The 22,074-nt window shown below is 54.8% G+C and carries 23 protein-coding genes; 12 read left to right on the top strand and 11 right to left on the bottom strand.

The genetic code is table 11. From position 1 onward, the window contains the following. Positions 1–34: 34 nt before the first annotated feature. Positions 35–382 carry an HNH nuclease YajD gene (yajD, locus tag AB1287_RS13570; protein ID WP_312626666.1) on the bottom strand — a complete coding sequence of 116 codons (348 nt, stop codon included), beginning with the start codon at positions 380–382 and terminating at the stop codon, positions 35–37. 261 nt (positions 383–643) lie between these two features. Here yajD and sapA point away from each other — a divergent pair, with 261 nt between their 5' ends. From sapA to sapF, 5 genes are read left to right on the top strand one after another with little or no spacing between them, the layout of a single operon-like run. Then, positions 644–2,293 carry an ABC transporter substrate-binding protein SapA gene (gene sapA, locus AB1287_RS13575; RefSeq protein WP_312626772.1) on the top strand — a complete coding sequence of 550 codons (1,650 nt, stop codon included), beginning with the start codon at positions 644–646 and terminating at the stop codon, positions 2,291–2,293. Next, positions 2,290–3,255: a putrescine export ABC transporter permease SapB gene (gene sapB, locus AB1287_RS13580; protein WP_312626665.1), complete on the top strand. Its 966-nt coding sequence runs from the start codon at positions 2,290–2,292 to the stop codon at positions 3,253–3,255. The genes sapA and sapB overlap by 4 nt, the downstream gene beginning before the upstream one ends. Then, positions 3,242–4,132 (top strand): putrescine export ABC transporter permease SapC, encoded by an 891-nt coding sequence (sapC, locus tag AB1287_RS13585; RefSeq protein ID WP_435618093.1) that lies wholly within the window; start codon positions 3,242–3,244, stop codon positions 4,130–4,132. The genes sapB and sapC overlap by 14 nt, the downstream gene beginning before the upstream one ends. Continuing rightward, complete coding sequence (gene sapD / locus AB1287_RS13590; RefSeq protein ID WP_435618094.1) at positions 4,132–5,124, top strand: putrescine export ABC transporter ATP-binding protein SapD; 993 nt, start codon at positions 4,132–4,134, stop codon at positions 5,122–5,124. Before sapC ends, sapD begins: the two co-directional genes overlap by 1 nt. Position 5,125: 1 nt before the next feature. Then, on the top strand, positions 5,126–5,932 hold the full coding sequence (sapF, locus tag AB1287_RS13595; protein WP_312626662.1) for a putrescine export ABC transporter ATP-binding protein SapF: 807 nt from the start codon (positions 5,126–5,128) through the stop codon (positions 5,930–5,932). A gap of 45 nt (positions 5,933–5,977) precedes the next feature. Here the strand turns inward: sapF and AB1287_RS13600 are convergent, their stop codons facing one another. Beyond that, a complete protein-coding gene (locus AB1287_RS13600) occupies positions 5,978–6,457 on the bottom strand; it encodes an Hcp family type VI secretion system effector (RefSeq protein WP_435618095.1) in 480 nt (159 codons plus the stop codon). Between the two features lie 407 nt (positions 6,458–6,864). After that, positions 6,865–7,557: a hypothetical protein gene (locus AB1287_RS13605; protein WP_435618096.1), complete on the bottom strand. Its 693-nt coding sequence runs from the start codon at positions 7,555–7,557 to the stop codon at positions 6,865–6,867. Between the two features lie 732 nt (positions 7,558–8,289). On the opposite strand from AB1287_RS13605, the gene fabI reads away from it, so the two are divergent. The 4 genes from fabI to pdeR all read left to right on the top strand — a co-directional run bounded on the left by fabI (position 8,290) and on the right by pdeR (position 14,643). Further along, positions 8,290–9,078, top strand: coding sequence for an enoyl-ACP reductase FabI (gene fabI, locus AB1287_RS13610; RefSeq protein WP_097161073.1), 789 nt, complete (start codon positions 8,290–8,292; stop codon positions 9,076–9,078). Positions 9,079–9,222: 144 nt separating this feature from the next. Then, the gene (locus tag AB1287_RS13615) at positions 9,223–10,338 is read left to right on the top strand and encodes a CMD domain-containing protein (RefSeq protein ID WP_435618097.1); all 1,116 of its coding nucleotides are present in this window, start codon (positions 9,223–9,225) and stop codon (positions 10,336–10,338) included. Positions 10,339–10,419: 81 nt separating this feature from the next. Further along, complete coding sequence (locus tag AB1287_RS13620; protein ID WP_435618098.1) at positions 10,420–12,357, top strand: exoribonuclease II; 1,938 nt, start codon at positions 10,420–10,422, stop codon at positions 12,355–12,357. Positions 12,358–12,648: 291 nt separating this feature from the next. Beyond that, on the top strand, positions 12,649–14,643 hold the full coding sequence (gene pdeR / locus AB1287_RS13625; protein ID WP_435618099.1) for a cyclic di-GMP phosphodiesterase: 1,995 nt from the start codon (positions 12,649–12,651) through the stop codon (positions 14,641–14,643). Positions 14,644–14,688: 45 nt separating this feature from the next. On the opposite strand, the gene AB1287_RS13630 is transcribed toward pdeR, so the two are convergent. The 3 genes from AB1287_RS13630 to AB1287_RS13640 form a co-directional block, all read right to left on the bottom strand. Further along, complete coding sequence (locus tag AB1287_RS13630; RefSeq protein ID WP_435618100.1) at positions 14,689–15,003, bottom strand: DUF5862 family protein; 315 nt, start codon at positions 15,001–15,003, stop codon at positions 14,689–14,691. Between the two features lie 114 nt (positions 15,004–15,117). Beyond that, positions 15,118–15,423, bottom strand: coding sequence for a DUF5862 family protein (locus tag AB1287_RS13635; RefSeq protein WP_312626650.1), 306 nt, complete (start codon positions 15,421–15,423; stop codon positions 15,118–15,120). Between the two features lie 322 nt (positions 15,424–15,745). Then, positions 15,746–16,615 carry a crotonase/enoyl-CoA hydratase family protein gene (locus AB1287_RS13640; RefSeq protein WP_435618101.1) on the bottom strand — a complete coding sequence of 290 codons (870 nt, stop codon included), beginning with the start codon at positions 16,613–16,615 and terminating at the stop codon, positions 15,746–15,748. A 191-nt stretch (positions 16,616–16,806) separates the two neighbouring features. On the opposite strand from AB1287_RS13640, the gene yciZ reads away from it, so the two are divergent. From yciZ to osmB, 3 genes are all read left to right on the top strand, one after another. Then, positions 16,807–16,989, top strand: a complete 183-nt coding sequence (gene yciZ / locus AB1287_RS13645; protein WP_312626648.1) for a protein YciZ/DeoL — start codon at positions 16,807–16,809, stop codon at positions 16,987–16,989. An 18-nt stretch (positions 16,990–17,007) separates the two neighbouring features. Next, a complete protein-coding gene (gene yciT, locus AB1287_RS13650) occupies positions 17,008–17,757 on the top strand; it encodes a DNA-binding transcriptional regulator YciT (RefSeq protein WP_312626647.1) in 750 nt (249 codons plus the stop codon). A gap of 285 nt (positions 17,758–18,042) precedes the next feature. Beyond that, complete coding sequence (gene osmB / locus AB1287_RS13655; protein ID WP_312626646.1) at positions 18,043–18,261, top strand: osmotically-inducible lipoprotein OsmB; 219 nt, start codon at positions 18,043–18,045, stop codon at positions 18,259–18,261. A gap of 118 nt (positions 18,262–18,379) precedes the next feature. On the opposite strand, the gene yciH is transcribed toward osmB, so the two are convergent. The 5 genes from yciH to pgpB all read right to left on the bottom strand — a co-directional run bounded on the left by yciH (position 18,380) and on the right by pgpB (position 22,022). Next, a complete protein-coding gene (gene yciH / locus AB1287_RS13660; protein WP_435618102.1) occupies positions 18,380–18,706 on the bottom strand; it encodes a stress response translation initiation inhibitor YciH in 327 nt (108 codons plus the stop codon). Beyond that, a complete protein-coding gene (pyrF, locus tag AB1287_RS13665) occupies positions 18,706–19,431 on the bottom strand; it encodes an orotidine-5'-phosphate decarboxylase (protein WP_435618103.1) in 726 nt (241 codons plus the stop codon). Before pyrF ends, yciH begins: the two co-directional genes overlap by 1 nt. A 190-nt stretch (positions 19,432–19,621) precedes the next feature. Then, positions 19,622–20,791, bottom strand: coding sequence for a lipopolysaccharide assembly protein LapB (gene lapB / locus AB1287_RS13670; protein ID WP_435618104.1), 1,170 nt, complete (start codon positions 20,789–20,791; stop codon positions 19,622–19,624). 6 nt (positions 20,792–20,797) lie between these two features. Continuing rightward, the gene (locus AB1287_RS13675; RefSeq protein ID WP_435618105.1) at positions 20,798–21,106 is read right to left on the bottom strand and encodes a LapA family protein; all 309 of its coding nucleotides are present in this window, start codon (positions 21,104–21,106) and stop codon (positions 20,798–20,800) included. Between the two features lie 148 nt (positions 21,107–21,254). Continuing rightward, positions 21,255–22,022 carry a phosphatidylglycerophosphatase B gene (pgpB, locus tag AB1287_RS13680; RefSeq protein ID WP_435618106.1) on the bottom strand — a complete coding sequence of 256 codons (768 nt, stop codon included), beginning with the start codon at positions 22,020–22,022 and terminating at the stop codon, positions 21,255–21,257. Positions 22,023–22,074: the final 52 nt, after the last annotated feature.

The raw sequence follows: 22,074 nt of genomic DNA on the forward strand, positions 1-22,074 counted from the left end.
CAGCCCGGTATCCCTGGGCTGCTTTTATCAAAACTCACTTCTTCTTATTGAGCATCGACTTTAAATCAGCAAACGGGTTGTAAGTCGCGGCTTCAACGTCATTCTGCGCGTCTTCCCCGGCGACGACTCGCGTGCCGTACTGATCGGCCTCCGTGTATTTCGAGTGCTCGTGATCGTGACAATACAGGCACAACAGCTCCCAGTTGCTGCCGTCTTCCGGGTTGTTGGTATGATCGTGGTCGATATGGTGCACGGTGAGTTCACGCAGGTTCGAATAAACAAACTCTCGCGAGCAGCGTCCGCAAACCCAGGGATAAATTTTGAGGGCTTTTTCGCGGTAGCCGCTTTCCAGCCGTGCATAGTTTTTAGGGATCAGAGCCATGGTAAATATTACCTGTAATAAAGAAGGTTGAGGAAAGTGCGCCCAATATATCCCACATCGGAACCGAGGGAAATTGCCGGGTGGCGCCTTCGCTTATCCCACCGACAAAACATCAGGCCTGCGTAAGCCCAATGCCGCCGGGCAAGCCTCCCCCTTACCCCCACTGAATTGACGACTTTTACAGCGGTCAGTCGCGAAGTTTGTACGACGCCGCCTTAAGTGCGATACACTTTGCAGATCGGTCTGAAATTTGAAGAAGATATGCGCCTGAAATTCTCCTCTTTACTGGCACTCCTGGGATGCCTGTGCGGCAATGCGATGGCGGTGACGCCACCTGCGCTGGCACCAAAAGCCGACATCCGCGACAGCGGTTTTGTCTACTGCGTCAGCGGCCAGGTCAACACCTTTAACCCGCAAAAGGCAGGTAGCGGCCTGATCGTCGACACCCTTGCGGCGCAGATTTACGATCGTCTGCTCGACGTGGACCCGTATACTTACCGGCTTGTACCGGAACTGGCGGAGAGCTGGGAAGTGCTGGACAACGGCGCAACCTACCGCTTCCATTTACGCAACGGCGTGCAGTTCCAGAAAACCGCCTGGTTTACCCCCACCCGGACGCTCAACGCCGACGACGTCGTGTTCACCTTCCAGCGCATCTTTAACCGCAGCCATCCGTGGCATAACGTCAACGGGCCAAACTTCCCCTATTTCGACAGTCTGCAGTTTGCCGACAGCGTGGAGAGCGTGCGCAAGCTCGATAACCGCACCGTTGAATTTCGTCTGAAGCGCCCGGACGCCTCGTTTCTCTGGCACCTGGCGACGCACTACGCCTCCGTGATGTCCGCCGAATACGCGGCGAATCTCACTAAAATCGATCGTCAGGAGCAGCTCGACCGCCAGCCGGTCGGCACCGGGCCTTATCAACTGGATGAATATCGCACCGGGCAATATATCCGCTTACAGCGCCACCCGAACTTCTGGCGCGGCAAGCCGCTGATGCCGCAGGTGGTGGTTGATTTGGGCTCCGGCGGTACCGGGCGCCTGTCAAAGCTGCTGACCGGCGAATGCGACGTGCTTGCCTGGCCTGCCGCCAGCCAGCTCTCCATTCTGCGTGATGACCCACGCCTGCGCCTGACGCTGCGTCCTGGCATGAACATCGCCTATCTGGCGTTCAACACCGACAAGCCGCCGCTGAACAACCCGGCCGTTCGCCACGCGCTGGCGCTGTCGATCAACAACGAGCGCCTGATGCAGTCCATTTATTACGGCACCGCCGAAACCGCCGCGTCGATTCTGCCGCGCGCATCGTGGGCCTACGATAATGAAGCTAAAATTACCGAATATAACCCGGCGAAATCGCGCCAACAGCTGAAGGCCCTTGGGCTGGAAAACATGACCCTGCGCCTGTGGGTGCCCACTACCTCTCAGGCATGGAACCCAAGCCCGCTGAAAACCGCCGAGCTGATTCAGGCGGACATGGCGCAGGTCGGCGTCAAGGTGATCATCGTGCCGGTGGAGGGCCGTTTCCAGGAGGCGCGCCTGATGGACATGAATCACGACCTGACCCTTACCGGCTGGGCGACGGACAGTAACGATCCGGACAGCTTCTTCCGCCCGCTGCTGAGCTGCGCGGCGATCGGTTCGCAGACCAACTTTGCGCACTGGTGTAACCGTGAGTTTGACGAAGTGCTGCGAAATGCGCTCTCGTCGCAGCAGTTGGCCTCGCGCATCGACGCCTATGACGAAGCGCAGCAGATCCTCGCGAAAGAGCTGCCGGTGCTGCCGCTGGCCTCTTCGCTGCGGCTTCAGGCCTACCGCTATGACATCAAAGGTCTGGTACTGAGCCCGTTCGGCAATGCGTCGTTCGCGGGCGTGTCCCGTGAGAAAGAGGAAGAGGTGAAAAAACCATGATTATTTTTACCCTTCGCCGTCTGCTTTTACTGCTGGTGACGCTGTTCCTGCTGACCTTCGTTGGCTTCAGCCTGAGCTACTTCACGCCGCACGCACCGCTGCAGGGTGCCTCACTCTGGAACGCCTGGCTGTTCTGGTTTAAAGGCCTGCTGCACTGGGATTTCGGGGTATCGAGCATTAACGGGCAGCTGATTTCCGAACAGCTGAAAGAGGTTTTCCCGGCAACCATGGAGCTGTGCATTCTGGCCTTTGGCTTTGCGCTGTTGGTCGGCATTCCCGTCGGCATGCTGGCCGGGATCATGCGCAACAAATGGCAGGATAACGTCATCAGCGCCTTCGCCCTGCTCGGCTTCTCCATTCCGGTCTTCTGGCTGGCGCTTTTACTGACGCTGTTCTTCTCGCTGACGCTCGGCTGGCTGCCGGTCTCCGGGCGCTTCGACCTGCTGTATGAAGTGAAAAACGTCACTGGCTTTGCGTTGATCGACGCCTGGATTTCCGATTCACCGTGGCGGGATGAGATGATCGTGAGCGCCGTGCGCCACATGATTTTGCCGGTGCTGACGCTCGCCGTTGCACCAACCACCGAAGTTGTACGCCTGATGCGCCTGAGCACCATCGACGTGTACGACACCAACTACGTTAAAGCTGCGGCTACACGCGGGGTGTCGCGCCTGACGATTCTGCGCCGCCACGTGCTGCATAACGCCCTGCCGCCGGTGATCCCGCGTCTTGGGCTACAGTTTTCCACCATGCTGACGCTCGCCATGATCACCGAAATGGTGTTCAGCTGGCCGGGCCTCGGCCGCTGGATGATCAACGCCATTCGCCAGCAGGACTACGCGGCGATTTCCGCAGGCGTCATGGTCATTGGCGCGCTGGTGATCATTGTGAACGTGATTTCTGACATATTGGGTGCCATGGCTAACCCGCTGAAACATAAGGAATGGTATGCCTTACGATAGCGTCTATCTGGAGAAGCGCCCGCCCGGCGTGCTGCGCACCGTGTGGCGTAAATTCTACGGCGATACCACCGCGATGATCGGCCTGTACGGCTGCATTGGCCTGGCCGTGCTGTGCGTTTTCGGCGGCTGGTTCGCGCCTTACGGCCTCGATCAGCAGTTCCTCGGTTATCAGCTGCTGCCGCCTTCGTGGTCGCGCTACGGCGAAGTGTCGTTCTTCCTCGGCACCGACGACCTCGGCCGAGACGTGCTGAGCCGCCTGCTGAGCGGTGCGGCACCCACCGTTGGCGGCGCTTTTGTCGTCACGCTTGGCGCAACGCTGTTCGGCCTGGCGCTGGGCGCTTTTGCCGGCTCCACTCGTGGCCTGCGTTCAGCAATATTGAATCACATTCTCGACACCCTGCTCTCGATTCCGTCGCTGCTGCTGGCGATCATCGTCGTCGCCTTCTCCGGGCCGCATCTGCTGCATGCAATGTTCGCCGTCTGGCTGGCACTGCTGCCGCGCATGGTGCGCTCGGTCTACAGCATGGTGCATGACGAATTAGAGAAGGATTACGTCGTTGCCGCACGTCTGGACGGCGCCACCACGCTCAATATTCTGTGGTTCGCGGTGCTGCCAAACATCGCCTCCGGGCTGGTGACGGAGATCACCCGAGCCCTGTCGATGGCGATTCTGGACATTGCCGCACTCGGTTTTCTCGATCTCGGCGCGCAGCTTCCTTCCCCGGAATGGGGCGCGATGCTCGGCGATGCGCTGGAGCTGATTTATGTGGCGCCGTGGACGGTGATGCTGCCGGGTGCCGCCATCATGATAAGCGTACTGCTGGTTAACCTGCTGGGCGACGGCATTCGCCGCGCCATCAATGCGGGGGTGCAATAATGCCGTTACTGGATATCCGTAACCTGACCATCGAATTCCGCACCAGCGAAGGCTGGGTGAAAGCCGTCGATCGCGTCAGTATGACCCTCGCAGAAGGGGAAGTTCGCGGGCTCGTCGGTGAGTCCGGCTCGGGAAAAAGCCTGATCGCCAAAGCCATTTGCGGCGTCACCAAAGACAACTGGCGGGTTACCGCCGACCGCATGCGCTTTGACGACATCGACCTGCTGCGCCTGTCGAGCCGCGAGCGACGCAAACTTGTCGGCCACAATGTGTCGATGATTTTCCAGGAGCCGCAGTCGTGTCTCGACCCGTCGGAACGCATCGGCAAACAGCTGATGCAAAACATTCCCGGCTGGACCTATAAAGGCCGCTGGTGGCAGCGCTTCGGCTGGCGCAAGCGTCGCGCTATTGAGCTGCTGCACCGCGTCGGCATTAAGGATCACAAAGATGCGATGCGCAGCTTTCCTTATGAGCTGACAGACGGCGAGTGCCAGAAGGTGATGATTGCCATCGCGCTCGCCAACCAGCCACGCCTGCTGATCGCCGATGAGCCGACCAACGCCATGGAGCCGACGACCCAGGCACAGATCTTTCGCCTGCTCGCAAGGCTCAACCAGAACAACAACACCACTATTTTGCTGATCAGCCATGACCTGCAAATGCTGAGCCAGTGGGCCGATAAAATTAACGTGATGTACTGCGGACAAACCGTGGAAAGCGCGCTGAGCGAAGACCTGGTCAGCACGCCGCATCATCCTTATACTCAGGCGCTGATTCGCGCGATGCCGGACTTTGGCCGTTCAATGCCGCATAAAAGCCGCCTGAACACCCTGCCGGGCGCGATCCCACTGCTGGAGTCGCTGCCGATTGGCTGCCGTCTGGGGCCGCGCTGCCCTTACGCCCAGCGCAAATGCATTGAACGACCGCGGCTGACCGGGGCGAAGAACCACCTGTTTGCCTGTCATTTCCCGCTGAACATGGAGAAAGAGTGACATGGTCGAGACCCTGCTCGAAGTCCGCAACCTGAGTAAAACCTTTCGCTATCGCACCGGGTTGTTCCATCGCCAGACGGTTGAGGCGGTTAAACCGCTGAGCTTCACATTACGTGAAAAGCAGACTCTGGCGATCATCGGCGAGAACGGCTCCGGAAAATCGACGCTGGCCAAAATGCTGGCGGGTATGATCGAACCCACAACCGGCGAGCTGCTGATTGACGATCATCCGCTGGCCTTTGGCGACTACTCGTTTCGCAGCCAGCGTATCCGCATGATTTTTCAGGACCCGTCGACGTCGCTCAACCCGCGTCAGCGTATCTCGCAGATTCTGGATTTCCCGCTGCGCCTGAATACCGATCTGGAGCCTGAGGAGCGGCAAAAGCAGATTATTGACACGCTGCGCCTTGTCGGTCTGCTGCCCGATCATGTCAGCTACTATCCGCATATGCTCGCGCCAGGGCAAAAGCAGCGTCTTGGCCTTGCCCGTGCGCTGATTCTGCGCCCGAAGGTGATCGTCTGCGACGAGGCGCTGGCCTCGCTGGATATGTCGATGCGCTCGCAGCTGATTAACCTGATGCTGGAGCTCCAGGAAAAACAGGGCATTTCGTATATTTACGTCACGCAGCATCTGGGGATGATGAAGCACATCAGCGACCAGGTGCTGGTGATGCACCAGGGGGAAGTGGTCGAACGCGGCAGCACCGCCGACGTGCTCTCCTCCCCGCTCCACGACCTGACCAAACGCTTAATTGCCGGGCATTTTGGCGAGGCGTTGACGGCAGATGCGTGGCGAAAGGATCGGTAAAAACGCAAGCGGCTGAATCATTCAGCCGTTTTTTTTTGTGCATTTTCAGGCACAGCAGCGATCGTTCCACGAATCGCGATAGAGGATATTCCCTTCCGTGTATTTCCAGGTAATCGCTTCGTAGCGGAGCTCAATCGTTTCAAGATGCGTGCTGCTCCGGCCGCCAGGCGTCAGAAGCGGCGATACTGTCGTCAGTATGACGTTTTCCAGAACGATGTTGAAATACTCCACTTCAATGCCTGATTCCAGAATGCGGTACATCCTGATAATCGCCTTTTTGAACGGACGTCCCTGACAAACAGCACGATAGAGAATCGGCGTGGTCCGGTCGAACTCTTTCACGACAACAATTGGGCGATGAACGCGCGTGCCGGTCAGTTTGCCCCACTGAGGATCGACAGGAATAGTGACGCCATGGGAGAAGGATTTTAATTCAATCGAACCGGCTCGCAGAGGCATTATACAACTGCCGACAATCGGTGAGCCATTTTCATCCTCAAGCCATAAATGGGCCGGTGCGGACATAGTGATTCCTTATTGATGAGCGTTAAGGGTAAATGTTATTTGTTCACTTCTTGAATTTTCTGTATCTGTGCCAGAGATAGATTGCAGTCGCAAAGAGAAAGAAGGCTCCAATTGGCCAGACCGGGCTACCTGGAAAAAAATAGCTCTCCAGCAAAGCAAATATAACAGTTGCAATTACAGGGTGGGAGCCTTCCAATGCTGACTTACATGGCCAGCACATTATTTTCATGACCCATTTCATCGCTTATTCCATTTAACTTCACATCAGGACAGAGTAATCGTCACGACAATATAGGAAATCGGTATTAGCCAGAGCGGGATGCCAGGAAAAAATTGCAATTGAAGCAGTACAAATATACATAACAAGCCGAGAGATCGTAATACCCATTTGATAAACTCCATCATCACTATTGAATCATCCTTCTAATGATATCGACGAGTGACGAATCGGAAGTAAATTGCCCCTCCAGAGCGCCTGCACGCTGAAGCACGGGTTCTATCAAAAAATACATCATTTCAAGTTCGTGCGTGTACAACGCGGCGTAATAAGCTGGAAATTGTATATGTAACCGATAAGCGCTATCGGCAGCTTTCTGAACAACTCCATACAGTGAAGCACCTAACACGGCAACCCTGACACTGTCGCTAGCCAGAGCACTAATCTGCATGCTGAGGTTCAAGCCACCTTTGACTAAAGCAGCAGTTGCAAAAGCAAACCCCTCCTTTGTAAGCGAACTGGATGCAATATGCACGCTTCCCGCCAGCAACCATTGCTTAATGTACTCTAACTGTTCAGTTGTTCTGTACCTGAATACTTCATCAAAATAGATCCTGAGCATCTCACCAACAATATCTTCGCGGCGCAGCAATCGGACGACTCCATTAAAGAAACGAGCATCCTCCCGCCCCTGCTTTTTGCAAACGTCATGATATTCATCGGTAAAGCAGGAGAGATAATTCAATGCACGGGTTGCACCCTGTTCTGCATTTTTTACCTGCTCCATTACTTCTTTTCTGACGGCTGAAGCGGCGCGATCGAGTTTTTTGGAAAGAATGTTATTCGCCTGGAGATAGCTGATAATGGCGCTATTCTGATGCATTACGGATTCCTGTTATTCATTCTCTTACAGTTTCAAAACGGAAATGATTAAAGCCGTCAATAAAAACAAATATCAGCAAAACAGACAGCACGTCAAACAATAAATACAGCATCGTTAATAGAACAAATAAAACAACCCCGTACTAAAGAAGACATTTCCTGAACGCTTTATTTATATCGCTATTGCTTTTTATTGATTCTGAATATGTAATAAGCCCGCCAGACTTGCATTTAATAAAGTGAGACCGCTTCCGGGAATAGCGCTTGTCGTAATAACGCTGACCCCTTATTCTTTTTTTCGCATCTGCAAAATCAGATGCCGGGATTGAGTTTCTGGAAACCTTAAGTGACGACACACTGTCGCGTCTGCGCCATTTTTGTGTCGTGCGTACGGCTACGCTACAATGGCGGGCCGGACGGGGGCACCGCAAGGTGCGTTAGTTTCACTAAGGCCAGTAAGGTCAGCATCGTCCGGTTCCCTCCCCCGTGAGATTGGCCTCTCCAGTGGCGGTGAGGTTGGATCAGTCCTCTTCACGACTCCTGATATAATAGAAAGGTATCGTTTTACTGCGTTTTGCCGCCCTGCCTGCCGGGCGCAATGTAAAAATCACGTGACAATTCAGGCGTGTAGTGAGCTATAATTTCGGCCTGCTATCTCTCTGTTCTGGCTTTGATAACAGTAACTTACTGAATACAAAGCCAAAAACAAGCAATAACATAAGGATTAAAAGCTATGGGTTTTCTTTCCGGTAAGCGCATTCTGGTGACTGGCGTTGCCAGCAAACTCTCCATCGCCTACGGTATCGCACAGGCTATGCATCGCGAAGGCGCTGAGCTCGCCTTCACCTATCAGAACGAAAAACTGAAAGGTCGCGTTGAAGAGTTCGCTGCACAGCTGGGTTCCAGCATTGTTCTGGAATGCGATGTTGCGCAGGACGAAAGCATCGATAGCCTGTTCACTGAACTGGGCAAAGTGTGGCCGAAATTTGACGGTTTCGTTCACTCCATCGGCTTCGCGCCGGGCGACCAGCTGGACGGTGACTACGTAAATGCCGTCACCCGTGAAGGCTTCAAAATTGCACACGACATCAGCTCCTACAGCTTCGTTGCGATGGCAAAAGCCTGCCGCGAAATGCTGAACCCGGGCTCTGCGCTGCTGACCCTGTCCTACCTGGGTGCAGAACGCGCCATCCCTAACTACAACGTAATGGGTCTGGCTAAAGCGTCTCTGGAAGCAAACGTGCGCTACATGGCGAACGCGATGGGCCCTGAAGGCGTGCGCGTTAACGGTATCTCCGCCGGTCCAATCCGTACGCTGGCGGCCTCTGGCATTAAAGACTTCCGTAAGATGCTGGCACACTGCGAAGCGGTTACCCCGATTCGTCGCACCGTCACTATCGAAGACGTGGGCAACAGCGCAGCATTCCTGTGCTCTGACCTGTCTGCCGGTATTTCCGGTGAAGTTGTTCACGTTGACGGTGGCTTCAGCATCGCCGCAATGAACGAACTGGAACTGAAATAAGTTCTTCTTCCGCCCTGCTTTCGCGGGGCGGATTTCCCGCCGTTATTCCACTCCGTTATTTGTTATCACGCTTCAATATTTTTACCTGCCCGCGCCTTACGTCAGGATAGCGTTCTATCGATACGACATCCCGAAGGACATTCCATGGAGCAAAGCCGCGCTCACGGCAAAAGCCATTGGTATCATGAAACGCAAGCAAGAAATCAGGCAGCCGACGTGCTTCCCCTGGTTCCGGAAGCGGCCCACGTTGCAGACCGCTTTTTGCTGGATCTGACTCTTCCTCCCTTTTCTTCCCAAACGCTACGCTGGCTTGAACTTTCGCGGCAAATTTCGGCACATCTTTTTCCGGATGCCGTTGACGTCAATCGCCTGAATACCTTTAGCGCCTATGAACGCCTGAGTACCGCCCTCACCGTGGCGCAGGTTTTTGGCGTCCAGCGCTTATGTAATCACTACGCCGCGCGTCTCGCGCCGCTGCCAGGCCCCGACTCCTCGCGCGAAAGCAATCACCGGCTGGCGCAGATTACGCAATATGCGCGCCAGCTGGCCGCATCACCGTCGATTATCTGTACCCAGTCACGCCAGCAGCTTGACGCCGTTGGGCTGACGGCGCCTGATATGGTGCTGATAACCCAGATTGTTGGATTTATCGGCTATCAGGCACGTGTGGTCGCCGCCGGGCAGGCATTAATGGGATTACCGGTGCGCTGGCTTCCCGGCATGCCGATGCAGGACGATGCGCCTGCCAGCTGCTTTGACTCGCCAAAGGGGAGCTGGCAACCGGGACTGGCCTGCCGTGAAGCCACGCAGATCGATGCGATATCGAACGAAATCCCGCAAGCGCTTGCTGCCCTGCTGGCATGGGACGAATCGCTGCCTGACCTTCTGGCCGAACTGATACAGTCGCTTGAGGTTGATCAACCACTTGCAACGCTGGTGGCATTGCTTAACGCGCGTATTAACGGCAGCACCAGCTGTTTTCAGCTGAACGGTGCCGACGAGTTGCTGAAAGCTGCCACGCTGACGGGAGAACGGGCATTAAAACTGTGGCAACCGGAAGATCTGCTCAGTCACGCCGTCATTCAGGCCGTGCAGCTGATAATCCGGGCGCCAGACCGCTTCAGCGCCGCACAGTTTTCTCCCCTCACTGTACAGGGGCTTTCCGTCGAACAGGCCTTTACGCTGCTGGCATGGAGCGGCGTTTGCGGGTGGATAAACCGCCTGAAAATCGGCCTTGGCGAGGTGCTGCCGGATGCGTAAAAGCCTTAAAGTTCGCTTGCTGCGACAGGCATATTCGCGTAAAACTGTCAGCCGCTCTTTTGGCCACGAAAATACATTATTATGTTTCAGGACAATCCGCTGCTTGCGCAGCTAAAACAGCAACTTCATTCCCAGACCCCTCGCGCTGAAGGGGTGGTGAAAGGCACGGAAAAAGGCTTTGGTTTTCTCGAGGTCGATGCTCAGAAAAGCTATTTCATTCCGCCTCCGCAGATGAAAAAAGTGATGCATGGCGATCGTATTATCGCCACCATCCACAGCGATAAAGGCAAAGAGAGCGCTGAACCAGAAGAACTGGTTGAGCCATTTCTGACGCGTTTTGTTGGCCGGGTGCAGAAAAAAGACGATCGCCTGTCGATTGTTCCTGACCATCCGCTTCTGAAAGACGCCATCCAGTGCCGCCCGGTGCGCAGCCTGGAGCACGATTTTAAAGAGGGTGACTGGGCCGTGGCAGAAATGCGCCGTCATCCGCTGAAAGGCGACCGCAGCTTCTACGCCGAACTCACCCAGTTCATCACTTTTGGCGACGACCACTTTGTTCCGTGGTGGGTGACGCTGGCACGCCACAATCTTGAGAAAGTCGCACCGGATGGTGCTGCCACCGAAATGCAGGACGAAGGCCTTGAGCGTCGCGACCTGACTGCGCTGAACTTCGTCACCATCGACAGCGCCAGCACCGAAGATATGGATGATGCGCTGTTTGCTGAAGTCGCCGAAGACGGCAAACTGCATCTGACCGTTGCTATCGCCGACCCGACCGCGTGGATCGTCGAGGGCAGCAAGCTCGACAACGCTGCAAAAATCCGCGCGTTCACCAACTACCTGCCGGGCTTTAACATCCCGATGCTGCCGCGTGAACTCTCAGACGACCTCTGCTCGCTGCGCCCGGACGTTGTACGTCCTGTTCTGGCCTGCCGCATGATCCTCGCCGAGGACGGTGCTATCGAAGACGATATCGAATTCTTCGCCGCCACCATCGAATCAAAAGCCAAGCTGGCTTACGACGACGTTTCCGACTGGCTGGAGGGCAACGGCAGCTGGCAGCCGCAGAGCGAAGCAATCGCTGCGCAGATCAAACTTTTGGAGCGTATCTGTGCCCTGCGCGGCGAGTGGCGTCACAACCACGCTCTGGTGTTTAAAGACCGTCCGGATTATCGCTTTGTACTCGGTGAAAAAGGCGAAGTGCTGAACATCGTGGCGGAACCGCGCCGCATCGCCAACCGTATCGTTGAAGAATCGATGATTGCCGCTAATATCTGCGCCGCCCGCGTGCTACGCGATAAGCTCGGCTTCGGCATCTATAACGTGCACACTGGCTTCGATCCGGCGAAAACCGAGCAGCTTTCTGAGCTGATGAAAACCCACGACGTGCACGTCGATCCGCAGGAAGTACTGACGCTGGAAGGTTTCTGCAAGCTCCGCCGCGAGCTCGATGCGATGCCAACGGGCTTCCTCGACAGCCGCATTCGCCGCTTCCAGTCCTTTGCAGAAATCAGCATCGAACCGGGCCCACACTTTGGCCTTGGCCTCGAGGCTTACGCCACCTGGACTTCCCCGATCCGTAAGTACGGCGATATGGTGAACCACCGTCTGCTGAAAGCGATCGTTAAAGGCGAAACGCCGGCGCGTCCGCAGGATGAGGCCACCGTCCAGATGGCCGAGCGTCGCCGCCTGAACCGCATGGCGGAACGCGACGTGGCGGACTGGTTATACGCCCGTTTCCTGAATGATAAAGCCAGGACCGACACCCGCTTCGCGGCTGAAATCATTGATATCAGCCGCGGCGGCATGCGCGTGCGCCTGGTAGACAATGGCGCAGTTGCCTTTATTCCCGCACCATTCCTGCATGCAGTTCGTGATGAGATGGTTTGCAGCCAGGAAAATGGCACCGTGCAAATCAAAGGCGAAACCGTCTATAAAGTCACCGACGTGATTGACGTGACGATCGCCGAAGTGCGCATGGAAACCCGCAGCGTCATCGCGCGTCCGTTCCAGGCGTAATACTTAAGGGCGACTAATCATTGCTTAGTCGCCCTTCTCTTTCTGCAATGCGATTCCATCCACAATTTTTTTCCTGTTTTTCCCCACATTCCATCAAAAGCGATCACAATAAAGTGGTGTATCGCAACGCAAAATAATGACCCGCCTGATCGGTGCTCTTTTTTAGCTTCCGGGAACGGATATACCATTGAGAACCACCAGGCTCCGTCGCTGGCTAAGACTTTCGTATGAGCTGGCCGGACCAATTGATTCATGATTTCAGGATGCGCTTAACCAGGTTTTGGAGAAAAGATGGCTGAGGAACTGGAGCAAAATCTGCTCTTCCGGTATCTGGGAACCACGAGTCCCTACTGGCGATTGTCAGCAGACAGCAACGCGCTGCATCTGGCTATCAGCGAGGACACCGACACAAGCCAGGTCGTCGCGCTGAGCGCCGAACAGGCGAACAGCATTCGCGAGATGACGGTGATCACCTCCAGCCTGACGCTCAGCCTCAATCTGTACGGTAACGCCGTGCCGGTACATCTAGTTGGCCGTAAAATCAACAAATCACAGTGGGCAGGCAGCGCCTCCGCCTGGGATGATACCGGTTCCGTCGCCCGCGACCTGGTGCAGGGCCTCTCCTTTGCCGAACAGGTCGTTTCCGAAGCCAACTCCGTTATCGTTATCCTCGATAGCCATGGAAATATTCAGCGCTTTAACCGCCTGAGCGAAGAGTATACCGGGATGAAGGAGCAGGAAGTCATCGGCCAGAACGTGTTCAAATTGTTCATGAGCCCGGCGGAAGCGGCGGCATCGCGCCGTAACATCAGCGGTTTCTTTAAAAACGGCAGCTCCTATGAAGTGGAGCGCTGGATCAAAACCCGCAAAGGTCAGCGTTTGTTTCTGTTCCGCAATAAATTTGTGCACAGTGGCAGCGGCAAAAACGAAATTTATTTGATCTGCTCCGGTACCGACATCACCGAGGAACGCCGCGCTCAGGAACGCCTGCGCGTGCTGGCCAATACGGACACTATTACCGGACTTCCCAACCGTAACGCCATCAACGATATGATAGCCGAAGAGATTACCGGGCGGGGTGAGAATCAGGTTGGCATCGTCTATCTCGATCTCGACAACTTTAAGAAAGTGAACGATGCCTACGGGCATATGTTTGGCGATCAGCTGTTACAGTCCGTAGCCTTATCGATTTTGAGCTGCCTTGAAGAGGGTCAGACGCTGGCACGCCTCGGCGGCGATGAGTTTATCATCCTGGCAACGAACACCTCTCAGGGAAGCCTGGAGGCGATGGCTTCGCGCATTCTGACCCGACTGCGCGATCCTTTCCGCATCGGGCTGATTGAAGTCTATACCGGCTGTTCACTGGGGATCTCCCTCGCCCCGCAGCATGGTAACGATCGCGAAAGCCTGATTCGCAATGCCGATACCGCGATGTACACCGCCAAGGAAGGCGGTCGCGGTAAGTTCTGCGTGTTTTCACCCGAGATGAACCAGCGAGTGTTCGAATACCTGTGGCTCGACACCAATCTGCGCAAGGCGCTGGATAACAATCAACTGGTCATTCACTATCAGCCGAAGATCACCTGGCGCGGTGAAGTGCGCAGCCTCGAAGCGCTGGTGCGCTGGGAATCGCCCGAGCGCGGGCTTATTCCGCCAACCGAATTTATCTCTTATGCCGAAGAGTCAGGCCTGATTGTTCCGCTCGGACGTTGGGTCATGCTCGACGTGGTGCGCCAGGTTGCGCTGTGGCGTGATAAGGGCATTAATCTGCGGGTAGCGGTGAACGTTTCGGCTCGCCAGCTGGCGGATCAGACCATTTTCAGTGACCTGAAGCAGGCGTTGCGCAATCTGAATTTTGAGTACTGCCCGATTGACGTAGAGCTGACGGAAAGCTGCCTGATTGAGAATGAAGAACTTGCTCATTCGGTTATCCAGCAGTTCAGCGCGCTGGGCGCCCAGGTGCATCTTGATGACTTTGGTACGGGCTATTCATCACTGTCGCAGCTTGCCCGTTTCCCGATAGACGCCATCAAGCTCGATCAGATTTTCGTACGAGATGTGCACAAGCAATCCGTCTCGCAATCCCTGGTGCGTGCGATTGTCGCGGTGGCGCAGGCGCTTAATTTACAGGTCATTGCCGAAGGCGTTGAAAGCGCAAAAGAAGACGCCTTTCTTACCAAGAACGGCGTCAACGAACGGCAAGGTTTCTTATTTGCAAAGCCGATGCCCGCTGCCGTATTCGAGCGCTGGTTCAAACGGCGCCAGGCGCGCAAAATGGCGCGCTAATCGTAATGCAGCCTTGAGGGATAACAGGTCAATCTCAGCCAGCTTTTAGCCTACGCTTTCCTGGCCAAACTGGTGGCGATAGTCCGCCAGCAGCGCTGACGTGTTGTCGTAACCCAGAATGACGCCTGAGACAAAGCCAAGGGCGCCGCCCATGATCGTCGGCACAATCAGTCCCACCAGCTGCGAAAGCGCGCCAAAGCCAAATCCGCCCGCGCCGCCATATTTGCCACCGATAGACATACCTGTCGACATCCCGTCCAGGGTATTAGAGAAAATTTGATCCATGCGCTGGAAGATCTCCGGAGTAAAAGTACCGGCACCGCTCACTTCATTCATTTCATTTAACGCTAATTCTCTCATATTTATTTCCTTATCCTGTTCGTATTGTGAATAAAAAAGAGGTACGTATGAGCCACTGTCGCTAATTTAAAGCAACAGGATACGCACCTCTCTTTCATTATTAATCAGCAGTAATTAGCCGATAGTACCGCCGTGGTTAACGTCGCCTGGACCAAAGCTGTGACGATAATCGCTAAGGATTGCGCTGACGGTCTGGGTATCGCTCATCGCACCGGTAACAAAGCCAAAGATGCCACCCATTGCGGTAGGCACGATCAGACCAACCAGCTGAGAGAGCGCACCGAAGCCGAAGCCGCCTGCACCGCCCCACTTACCGCCGATAGACATACCGGTAGACGCGCCATCAAACAGGCCGAAAATTGCACCAGCCAAATCGCCACCTGCAACATTAGACAGTTCGGTATTAGATAATTCACGCATGATTTCTTTCCTTGTAAAATAGTTTTATCAACCACCGTCTCAGCATCAAAATTGATCTTTCACTGCTGGGCTGGTGATATAAAGTCTAACCTCCTCCCTCAGCGAAGAATATAGTAAAAATTTTATTTTACGGGTCAGATGGGTGGCACAAACATAATTAAAACCGGGACATGTCTTCACCGTGTCTGAACAGTTAATAACGCTCAAGTTTAAAAAGACGCCATTTAACCGTTATTAGCAGCAATGGCGTCAGCGAACGGCGATTTATTGGCTTACTTTCGCGATCCCGGCCGCAGTAAGCATGAGAAGGTACAACCCATGGCTAGCTGGCCTTACGCAACGCAACCTGCGTGTGTCGGTTCTGCAACATGACCAGTCGTTCCATATAGGCAATGTCTTTCTCCTGAAGGCAGAACGCAGCATCGACCCAGTCTTCGGTGATGTCCATCAGTTCGCTTCGCGGCAGCGTCAGTACCCGCTGGCGGGCCCGCAGCATCGCGCGGACGCCGTTCAGCTTCGGCAGCAGGGTGTCGATAAACGTGCGGGTCGCCACGTAGCTGTTACCCGGTTCAAACAACACGTCCACTAATCCTCGTTGTTCATGCCACTCAGCCGTATGCGCTTCTCCCCGATAGATCAGCTGCTCGGCAAGCTTCATGCCCGAGCGACGGCTGACCAGCGAGTACCCACCCATGCCCGGAAAGAGATTAAACGCAATCTCCGGGAAGCCCATCCGGGCATCCCGCTGAGCAAGAATAAAGTGATGCGCCAGCGCCGCTTCAAAGCCGCCGCCGAGTGCACTCCCCTCTACCATCGCAATACTGATAGCACCCGTATCAAACGCCCGGGAGGCCGCATGCACACAGTCCACGCAGGCACGGGCATAAGCACGAAGCGCTTCGCGCCGCCCGTTGCGAATGCACTCCACAAAATAGCGCAGATCGCCGCCGGTGTTGTAGATCCCCGACACCAGCGAGCCGGTTACCCAAAAATCAACCGCAACCCCCTGCTGCCTGACGAGCCAGGAGAGGTTCATGATCTCTTCTATCAACGCGTGGTTAAAGCACGGCCGAGGCTGCGCGCGTAACATCATCCACACGGTGCGCCGTTCTTCCTCGTAGTAGGCGGAGAGCTGGGTGAATCGTTCAGTGTCGGTAAACAATTTACAGGTAGGCTGATTAATCACGGTCATAATCTATTCCTCATAGATAAAAGCGCGTTGCGCGCCTGATCAGACTAATCCAGGCCATTTACTGCGGATATGTTGCAGTAGTAATTTATAATTTTATGTTATGTGTTTCAGTCCCGGCTCAATTTCCTCTTCTCTTTTCTTTCTAATTTTTGCATCATTGATTTTTCTTACTTTTCTTTCAGAGATGGCCTATGCCCAAGCTTGATGCGCGTCAGTTAGCTCAACGTATTGATACCGTGCTGGATATTCTGGTGGCGGGTGATGACACTTCCGCCATTAACAATCTGGAAATTCTGAAGGCAGAATTACTGGCCCAGGCGTCCGGCGAAGAAGAGGCCTCCTCTTCTCAGCCAAAATCTCCCTGGGAAATTTGAAGATACGACGACCCTGATATGAACGCCCGACAACAATCTATTTTACAAATGGTAATCGACCAAGGCCGCATGAGCGTTGGCGATCTCGCCCGAATGACCGGGGTTTCAGAAGTGACTATCCGTCAGGACCTGAACCTGCTCGAAAAACAAAGCTACTTACGCCGCATGCATGGATTTGCCGTTCCGCTGGACAGCGAAGACGTCGAAACCCGTATGATGAACAACTTCGCTCTGAAGCGTGAGCTGGCGGCGTTTGCAGCCAATCTCGTGAGCCCGGGGGAAACGGTGTTTATTGAGAACGGCAGCAGCAATGCCCTGCTCGCACGCGCGCTCTCCGAGCAACCAGGCGTCACGATCATCACCGTCAGCAGCTATATTGCCCATCTGCTGAAAGAGACGCCCGGCGAAGTGATTCTCCTCGGCGGCATTTATCAGAAGAAAAGTGAAAGCATGGTCGGTCCACTGACCCGCCAGTACATTCAACAGGTCCATTTCAGTAAGGCGTTTATTGGCGTTGATGGCTGGCAGTATGAAACCGGATTTACCGGCCGCGACATGATGCGCGCTGACGTGGTTAGCGCGGTGCTGGATAAAGGGTGCGAGTCTATCGTGCTTAGCGACAGCTCAAAATTTGGCGCGGTACACCCCTATCCGCTGGGCCCTTCCCATAAATTTAATCGTGTGATCACTGACGACAACCTCTCCGCCAGCCAGCGACAGCAGCTGGAAATGTCAGGTCTGACGGTCAATATTGTGCCTCGCCCATAATGACGGCCCCCAATTGGGGGCTGCAATTTAACTATCATCTTGATTTTGTCTCATTTTTCAACATTCAGACACATATAAGATTGTTCTGACCCGCCAATTAAGACAATTTACCTGCCTCATTCTTTCCCGTGTCGTAAAATTAATGTTAGCGATATAACAGGAAGTGACTATCACTTGCGTGATTTTAGTAACGCCTGCGCAACCTACTCCACGAGTGCCAGCTTTATTTCTGCGGAAATAATGATTGTAGACGCGGCGTGGACGAATTATTCAGGAGAATACTTTATGACTTCAATGAGCAAAAAAATGACTGCAGCCGTTCTGGCTGTCACCCTGGCCATGTCCCTGAGCGCATGTTCACATTGGTCTAAACGTGACCGTAACACCGCTATCGGTGCCGGTGCCGGTGCCCTTGGTGGCGCAGTACTGACCGATGGCAGCACCCTGGGCACCCTCGGCGGTGCAGCAGTCGGTGGTATTATCGGTCACCAGGTAGGCAAATAATCCTCCAGGGAAAGATAACAATAAATAAGATTTACAGCAGACTTACGCACCAAAAAGACAGGGCCACGCATTCGCGTGGCCCTTTTACATGGAATATATTTTCTGCCAAAAAGAAATATTAACCGCCGGCCAGTTTCACCTTCATGCCTTTTGCTTCCAGCAGGGTTTTAATCAGGTCACGTTTATCGCCCTGAATTTCAATCACGCCCTCTTTCACCGCACCGCCGCAGCCGCATTTCTTTTTCAGCTCAGCCGCAATTTTTGCCAGTTCGGTGTCGTCGGCATCAATGCCGGTAATCAGGCAGACACCTTTACCTTTACGGCCGCTGGTCTGGCGCTGAATGCGCACAATGCCGTCGCCTTTAGGCCGATCGACCGTGGCTTCAGGTTCATCGATACGACCACTGTCGGTGGAATACACCAGACGGCTGTTGGAATCGTTCATCAGACCTCCTTTACGAGGGATGCATTAATCTGGCGCAGCGTTTGCGCCGGGTCCGCAGACTGGGTAACCGGGCGGCCAATCACCATGTAATCCACGCCTGCCGCCTGTGCCTGTTCGGGGGTCATGATACGACGCTGATCGCCTGCATCGCTCCCTGACGGGCGAATGCCTGGCGTCACCAGCTTAAACGCCTGCCCCAGTTCCTGCTTGAAGCGCACCGCTTCCTGCGCGGAACATACCACACCGTCAAGCCCACAGCGCTGGGTCAGCGTCGCGAGTTTTGCCGCATGATCTGCCGGAGAGAGCGTAATGCCCAGGTCCTGTAAATCGCTGGCTTCCATGCTGGTTAATACGGTCACGGCAATCAGCAGTGGTGCATCTTTGCCAAACGGCAGAAGCGCTTCACGGGCCGCCGTCATCATCCGCGCGCCACCGGAGGCGTGCACGTTCACCATCCATACGCCCAAATCCGCTGCAGCGGCAACGGCATGTGCCGTGGTGTTCGGAATATCGTGGAATTTCAAATCCAGAAAGATGTCGAACCCGCGCTGTTGCAAATCACGCACCAGCTGCGGCCCGAATAGCGTAAACATCTCTTTCCCGACTTTCAGACGACAGTCGCGCGGATCGATGCGGTCGATGAAGGCCAGTGCTTTATCGCGATTATTATAATCAAGAGCAACAACGACGGGAGAGGAAGTAACACTACGGGATGGAGACGTCATGACCAGACCTTCTTGTTGTGAGCCGCAACCGGCGAAAAATCGGTAAACGGCGTGCATTCTACCTGCGATATCCGCAAATTAACAGGCTGCATTTCCCGCTTTTCCCTGCATGGCAAAGACGGGCACGTTGCCACTTAATGGGTTTAAAAAACCATTAGTATGTTGTAACTAATTAAATTGTTTTTAAAAATTACTGGCCGTCGAGACCACGGATAGGTTTCACCGTTGACCACGCACGGCAGGAAGGACAGTGCCAGTAGAGGGTGTAGGCCGTGAAGCCGCACTTCTGGCAACGATAGCGCGGTTTACTGCGCACCTGTTCGCCGACCATATCGCGCAGAACCATCAGGCTCTCTTTCGCACGCCCTTCTTCCGCTTCATTGAGGTGGTAATCCATTAGCTTATGAAAGACGCGCATAGTTGGATGGCGCGTGAGCTGGCGCGTAATGTAGGTTTGCGCTGTATCAGCGCCCTCTCGCTGTTCCATGATTTGTGCCAGCATCAGCTCGGCCGTCGCGCCGGTGTTTTCCTCCACCGCACGGCGCAAGAAGTGTTCCCACTCCGCTTCTTTCCCTAACTGCAGGTAGCAGGTTTGCAGCATCTCGAGGGTTTCGCTGACCAGCTCGCGGTCCTGGTCGATAACGCGTTGCAGGGATTCCACTGCTTTAGCGTAATCACCGTTAGCCATAAATACGCGGCCCATCATAATGGAGATACGCGCACTGTTGCGATCCGCCGCCGCACCCTTTTTCAACAGCGTCATGGCTTTGTCCATGTCGCCATTACCCATTTGCTGCAACGCAAGCTCACACCAGAAATGGGCGATTTCAGGACGATGCTTTTCTTTGCCCAGTTTGACCAGGCGCTCGGCTACATCGATGGCTTTTTGCCAGTCGCTGGTCGCCTGGTAAATCTGTAATAACTGCTGATGCGCGCTGATGCGGAAGTCGGTTTCGTCCACCAGCTGGCTAAACATGTCTTCGGCGCGGTCATACAGGCCTGCGGCCATGTAGTCGCGCCCCAGCTGCTGGACGGCAAGCAGGCGCTGATCGTAGGTCAGAGAGGCGCTTTCCATGAGAGTCTGGTGAATGCGGATTGCGCGATCAACCTCACCACGTGAACGGAACAGGTTGCCCAGCGTGAGGTGCGCCTCGACGGTACCGGTGTCTTCTTTCAGCATGTCGAGGAACAGGTCTACCGCCTTGTCCTGCTGATTGCTGAGCAGGAAGTTTACCCCTGCGACGTAATCACGGGAAAGGCGGTTGGCATCGTCCTGTTTGGACTGTTGTGCACTTCTGCGGCCCATGTACCAGCCATACGCGGCGGCAACGGGCAAAAGCAGAAACAACAACTCCAGCATAAAGCGTTATTCCTTCACAGCCGGTGGCATCGGCACGGTCGAAGCGGGCGTCACCGGCACAAGTGGTTGTTCGAGACGTTTAATTTTGCGTTCAGCACGAAGCAGCGAAACGCGGGTACGCAACCAGAACATGCCGCAAATCAGCCAGCCAATGGCGAACCCTGCGGCAAACAGCACGGCCAGCAGCGTGGAGATACGGAACTCCCCTTGCGCCAGCAGGTAGTTGAACGTGACCTGCTGATCGTTTTGCGCGCCAAGGGTGACGGAAATAACGAAAATTGCCAGCACCAGTAAGAAAATGAGTAAATATTTCACATTACTTCCCGTTATGTGGTTTATGTGAATAAATCATGTTCGATTTCTCGCTTCCAGCCTTATAAAGTACCATCTTCCCCGCAGCGGCGAAACTGGCAACCCGGTCGCCTGATAAGGATTTGTGGGCAGAAAGCACCGAAATCAAGCTTTACTTCTCATCAGACTCGCGGTTTCGGATATCCTGAGCCTCTTCTCCCGGCGGCGTCAGCGGGCCACACACTTTTTGTGCAAGCCAGGTGGCAAACGTCACCAGCAGCCATGACATCAGTGTGGCAACGACCAAATCCCGCGGCCAGTGCATGCCCAGCAGCAGCCTGCTGCCCATCACCGCCGTTGCCCAGACCAGCAGAATCACAATAGTCACCGTACGCCGACGAGGCCACAGCAGTCCGACCGCCAACAGCGCCCAACTTGCGGCAAACATCGTGTGGCCCGAAGGAAACGCAAAACCCGTCTCTTTTTGCCAGTGATGGCGTAAAAACGCTGGTAAATCATCCCGGTGCGAGAGTTGCTCTTTCACCAGATGCGCGCGTTCCTTACGTTTTAAAGTGTAGAACGCCTCGACCGGCACCTGCTGCGTTTTTTCCAGCCAGATAACAAACGGGCGCGGCTCCTGGACCCGATCCTTCACCCAGGATTTCGCGGCCTGGCCGATAAGAATGGCCCCTGCCAGAATGGCAAACAGCATGATTGCCGCCTTCAGCCGAAAGCGAAGGCACCACAGGAACCAGCCGCAAAGCACCACGTGAGTGATGATGCCCCAGGGCTGAGTCACCGTTTCGGTCATCCAGTACAATGCCTTCAGCCACCAGCCGTTGTGCCCCGGCTGCCACGTCCAGCCTGAGATCCACACCGCCAGTGGCATAATAAGTAACACCGCAGCGCCCGCTGCAGTTCGTCGGGCAATCGAAAGCATTGTCTCTCCTTTTTCCTTAAACATCACAATCATAACTGAAAAAAGCCAGAAC

The sequence above is a fragment of the Scandinavium sp. UTDF21-P1B genome (assembly GCF_040750395.1).
Taxonomy (GTDB): Bacteria; Pseudomonadota; Gammaproteobacteria; order Enterobacterales; family Enterobacteriaceae; genus Scandinavium.

Excerpts from the sequence above, each read along its gene's own strand:
- pyrF (WP_435618103.1), bottom strand. The coding sequence starts at position 19,431 with ATGACGTCTCCATCCCGTAGTGTTACTTCCTCTCCCGTCGTTGTTGCT.
- AB1287_RS13630 (WP_435618100.1), bottom strand. The coding sequence starts at position 15,003 with ATGAGAGAATTAGCGTTAAATGAAATGAATGAAGTGAGCGGTGCCGGT.
- AB1287_RS13605 (WP_435618096.1), bottom strand. The coding sequence starts at position 7,557 with ATGCATCAGAATAGCGCCATTATCAGCTATCTCCAGGCGAATAACATT.
- pgpB (WP_435618106.1), bottom strand. The coding sequence starts at position 22,022 with ATGCTTTCGATTGCCCGACGAACTGCAGCGGGCGCTGCGGTGTTACTT.
- AB1287_RS13635 (WP_312626650.1), bottom strand. The coding sequence starts at position 15,423 with ATGCGTGAATTATCTAATACCGAACTGTCTAATGTTGCAGGTGGCGAT.
- AB1287_RS13620 (WP_435618098.1), top strand. The coding sequence starts at position 10,420 with ATGTTTCAGGACAATCCGCTGCTTGCGCAGCTAAAACAGCAACTTCAT.
- yciH (WP_435618102.1), bottom strand. The coding sequence starts at position 18,706 with ATGAACGATTCCAACAGCCGTCTGGTGTATTCCACCGACAGTGGTCGT.
- AB1287_RS13600 (WP_435618095.1), bottom strand. The coding sequence starts at position 6,457 with ATGTCCGCACCGGCCCATTTATGGCTTGAGGATGAAAATGGCTCACCG.
- sapD (WP_435618094.1), top strand. The coding sequence starts at position 4,132 with ATGCCGTTACTGGATATCCGTAACCTGACCATCGAATTCCGCACCAGC.
- osmB (WP_312626646.1), top strand. The coding sequence starts at position 18,043 with ATGACTTCAATGAGCAAAAAAATGACTGCAGCCGTTCTGGCTGTCACC.
- fabI (WP_097161073.1), top strand. The coding sequence starts at position 8,290 with ATGGGTTTTCTTTCCGGTAAGCGCATTCTGGTGACTGGCGTTGCCAGC.
- sapB (WP_312626665.1), top strand. The coding sequence starts at position 2,290 with ATGATTATTTTTACCCTTCGCCGTCTGCTTTTACTGCTGGTGACGCTG.
- AB1287_RS13615 (WP_435618097.1), top strand. The coding sequence starts at position 9,223 with ATGGAGCAAAGCCGCGCTCACGGCAAAAGCCATTGGTATCATGAAACG.
- AB1287_RS13640 (WP_435618101.1), bottom strand. The coding sequence starts at position 16,615 with ATGACCGTGATTAATCAGCCTACCTGTAAATTGTTTACCGACACTGAA.
- sapF (WP_312626662.1), top strand. The coding sequence starts at position 5,126 with ATGGTCGAGACCCTGCTCGAAGTCCGCAACCTGAGTAAAACCTTTCGC.
- yciT (WP_312626647.1), top strand. The coding sequence starts at position 17,008 with ATGAACGCCCGACAACAATCTATTTTACAAATGGTAATCGACCAAGGC.
- yajD (WP_312626666.1), bottom strand. The coding sequence starts at position 382 with ATGGCTCTGATCCCTAAAAACTATGCACGGCTGGAAAGCGGCTACCGC.
- yciZ (WP_312626648.1), top strand. The coding sequence starts at position 16,807 with ATGCCCAAGCTTGATGCGCGTCAGTTAGCTCAACGTATTGATACCGTG.
- pdeR (WP_435618099.1), top strand. The coding sequence starts at position 12,649 with ATGGCTGAGGAACTGGAGCAAAATCTGCTCTTCCGGTATCTGGGAACC.
- sapC (WP_435618093.1), top strand. The coding sequence starts at position 3,242 with ATGCCTTACGATAGCGTCTATCTGGAGAAGCGCCCGCCCGGCGTGCTG.
- sapA (WP_312626772.1), top strand. The coding sequence starts at position 644 with ATGCGCCTGAAATTCTCCTCTTTACTGGCACTCCTGGGATGCCTGTGC.
- lapB (WP_435618104.1), bottom strand. The coding sequence starts at position 20,791 with ATGCTGGAGTTGTTGTTTCTGCTTTTGCCCGTTGCCGCCGCGTATGGC.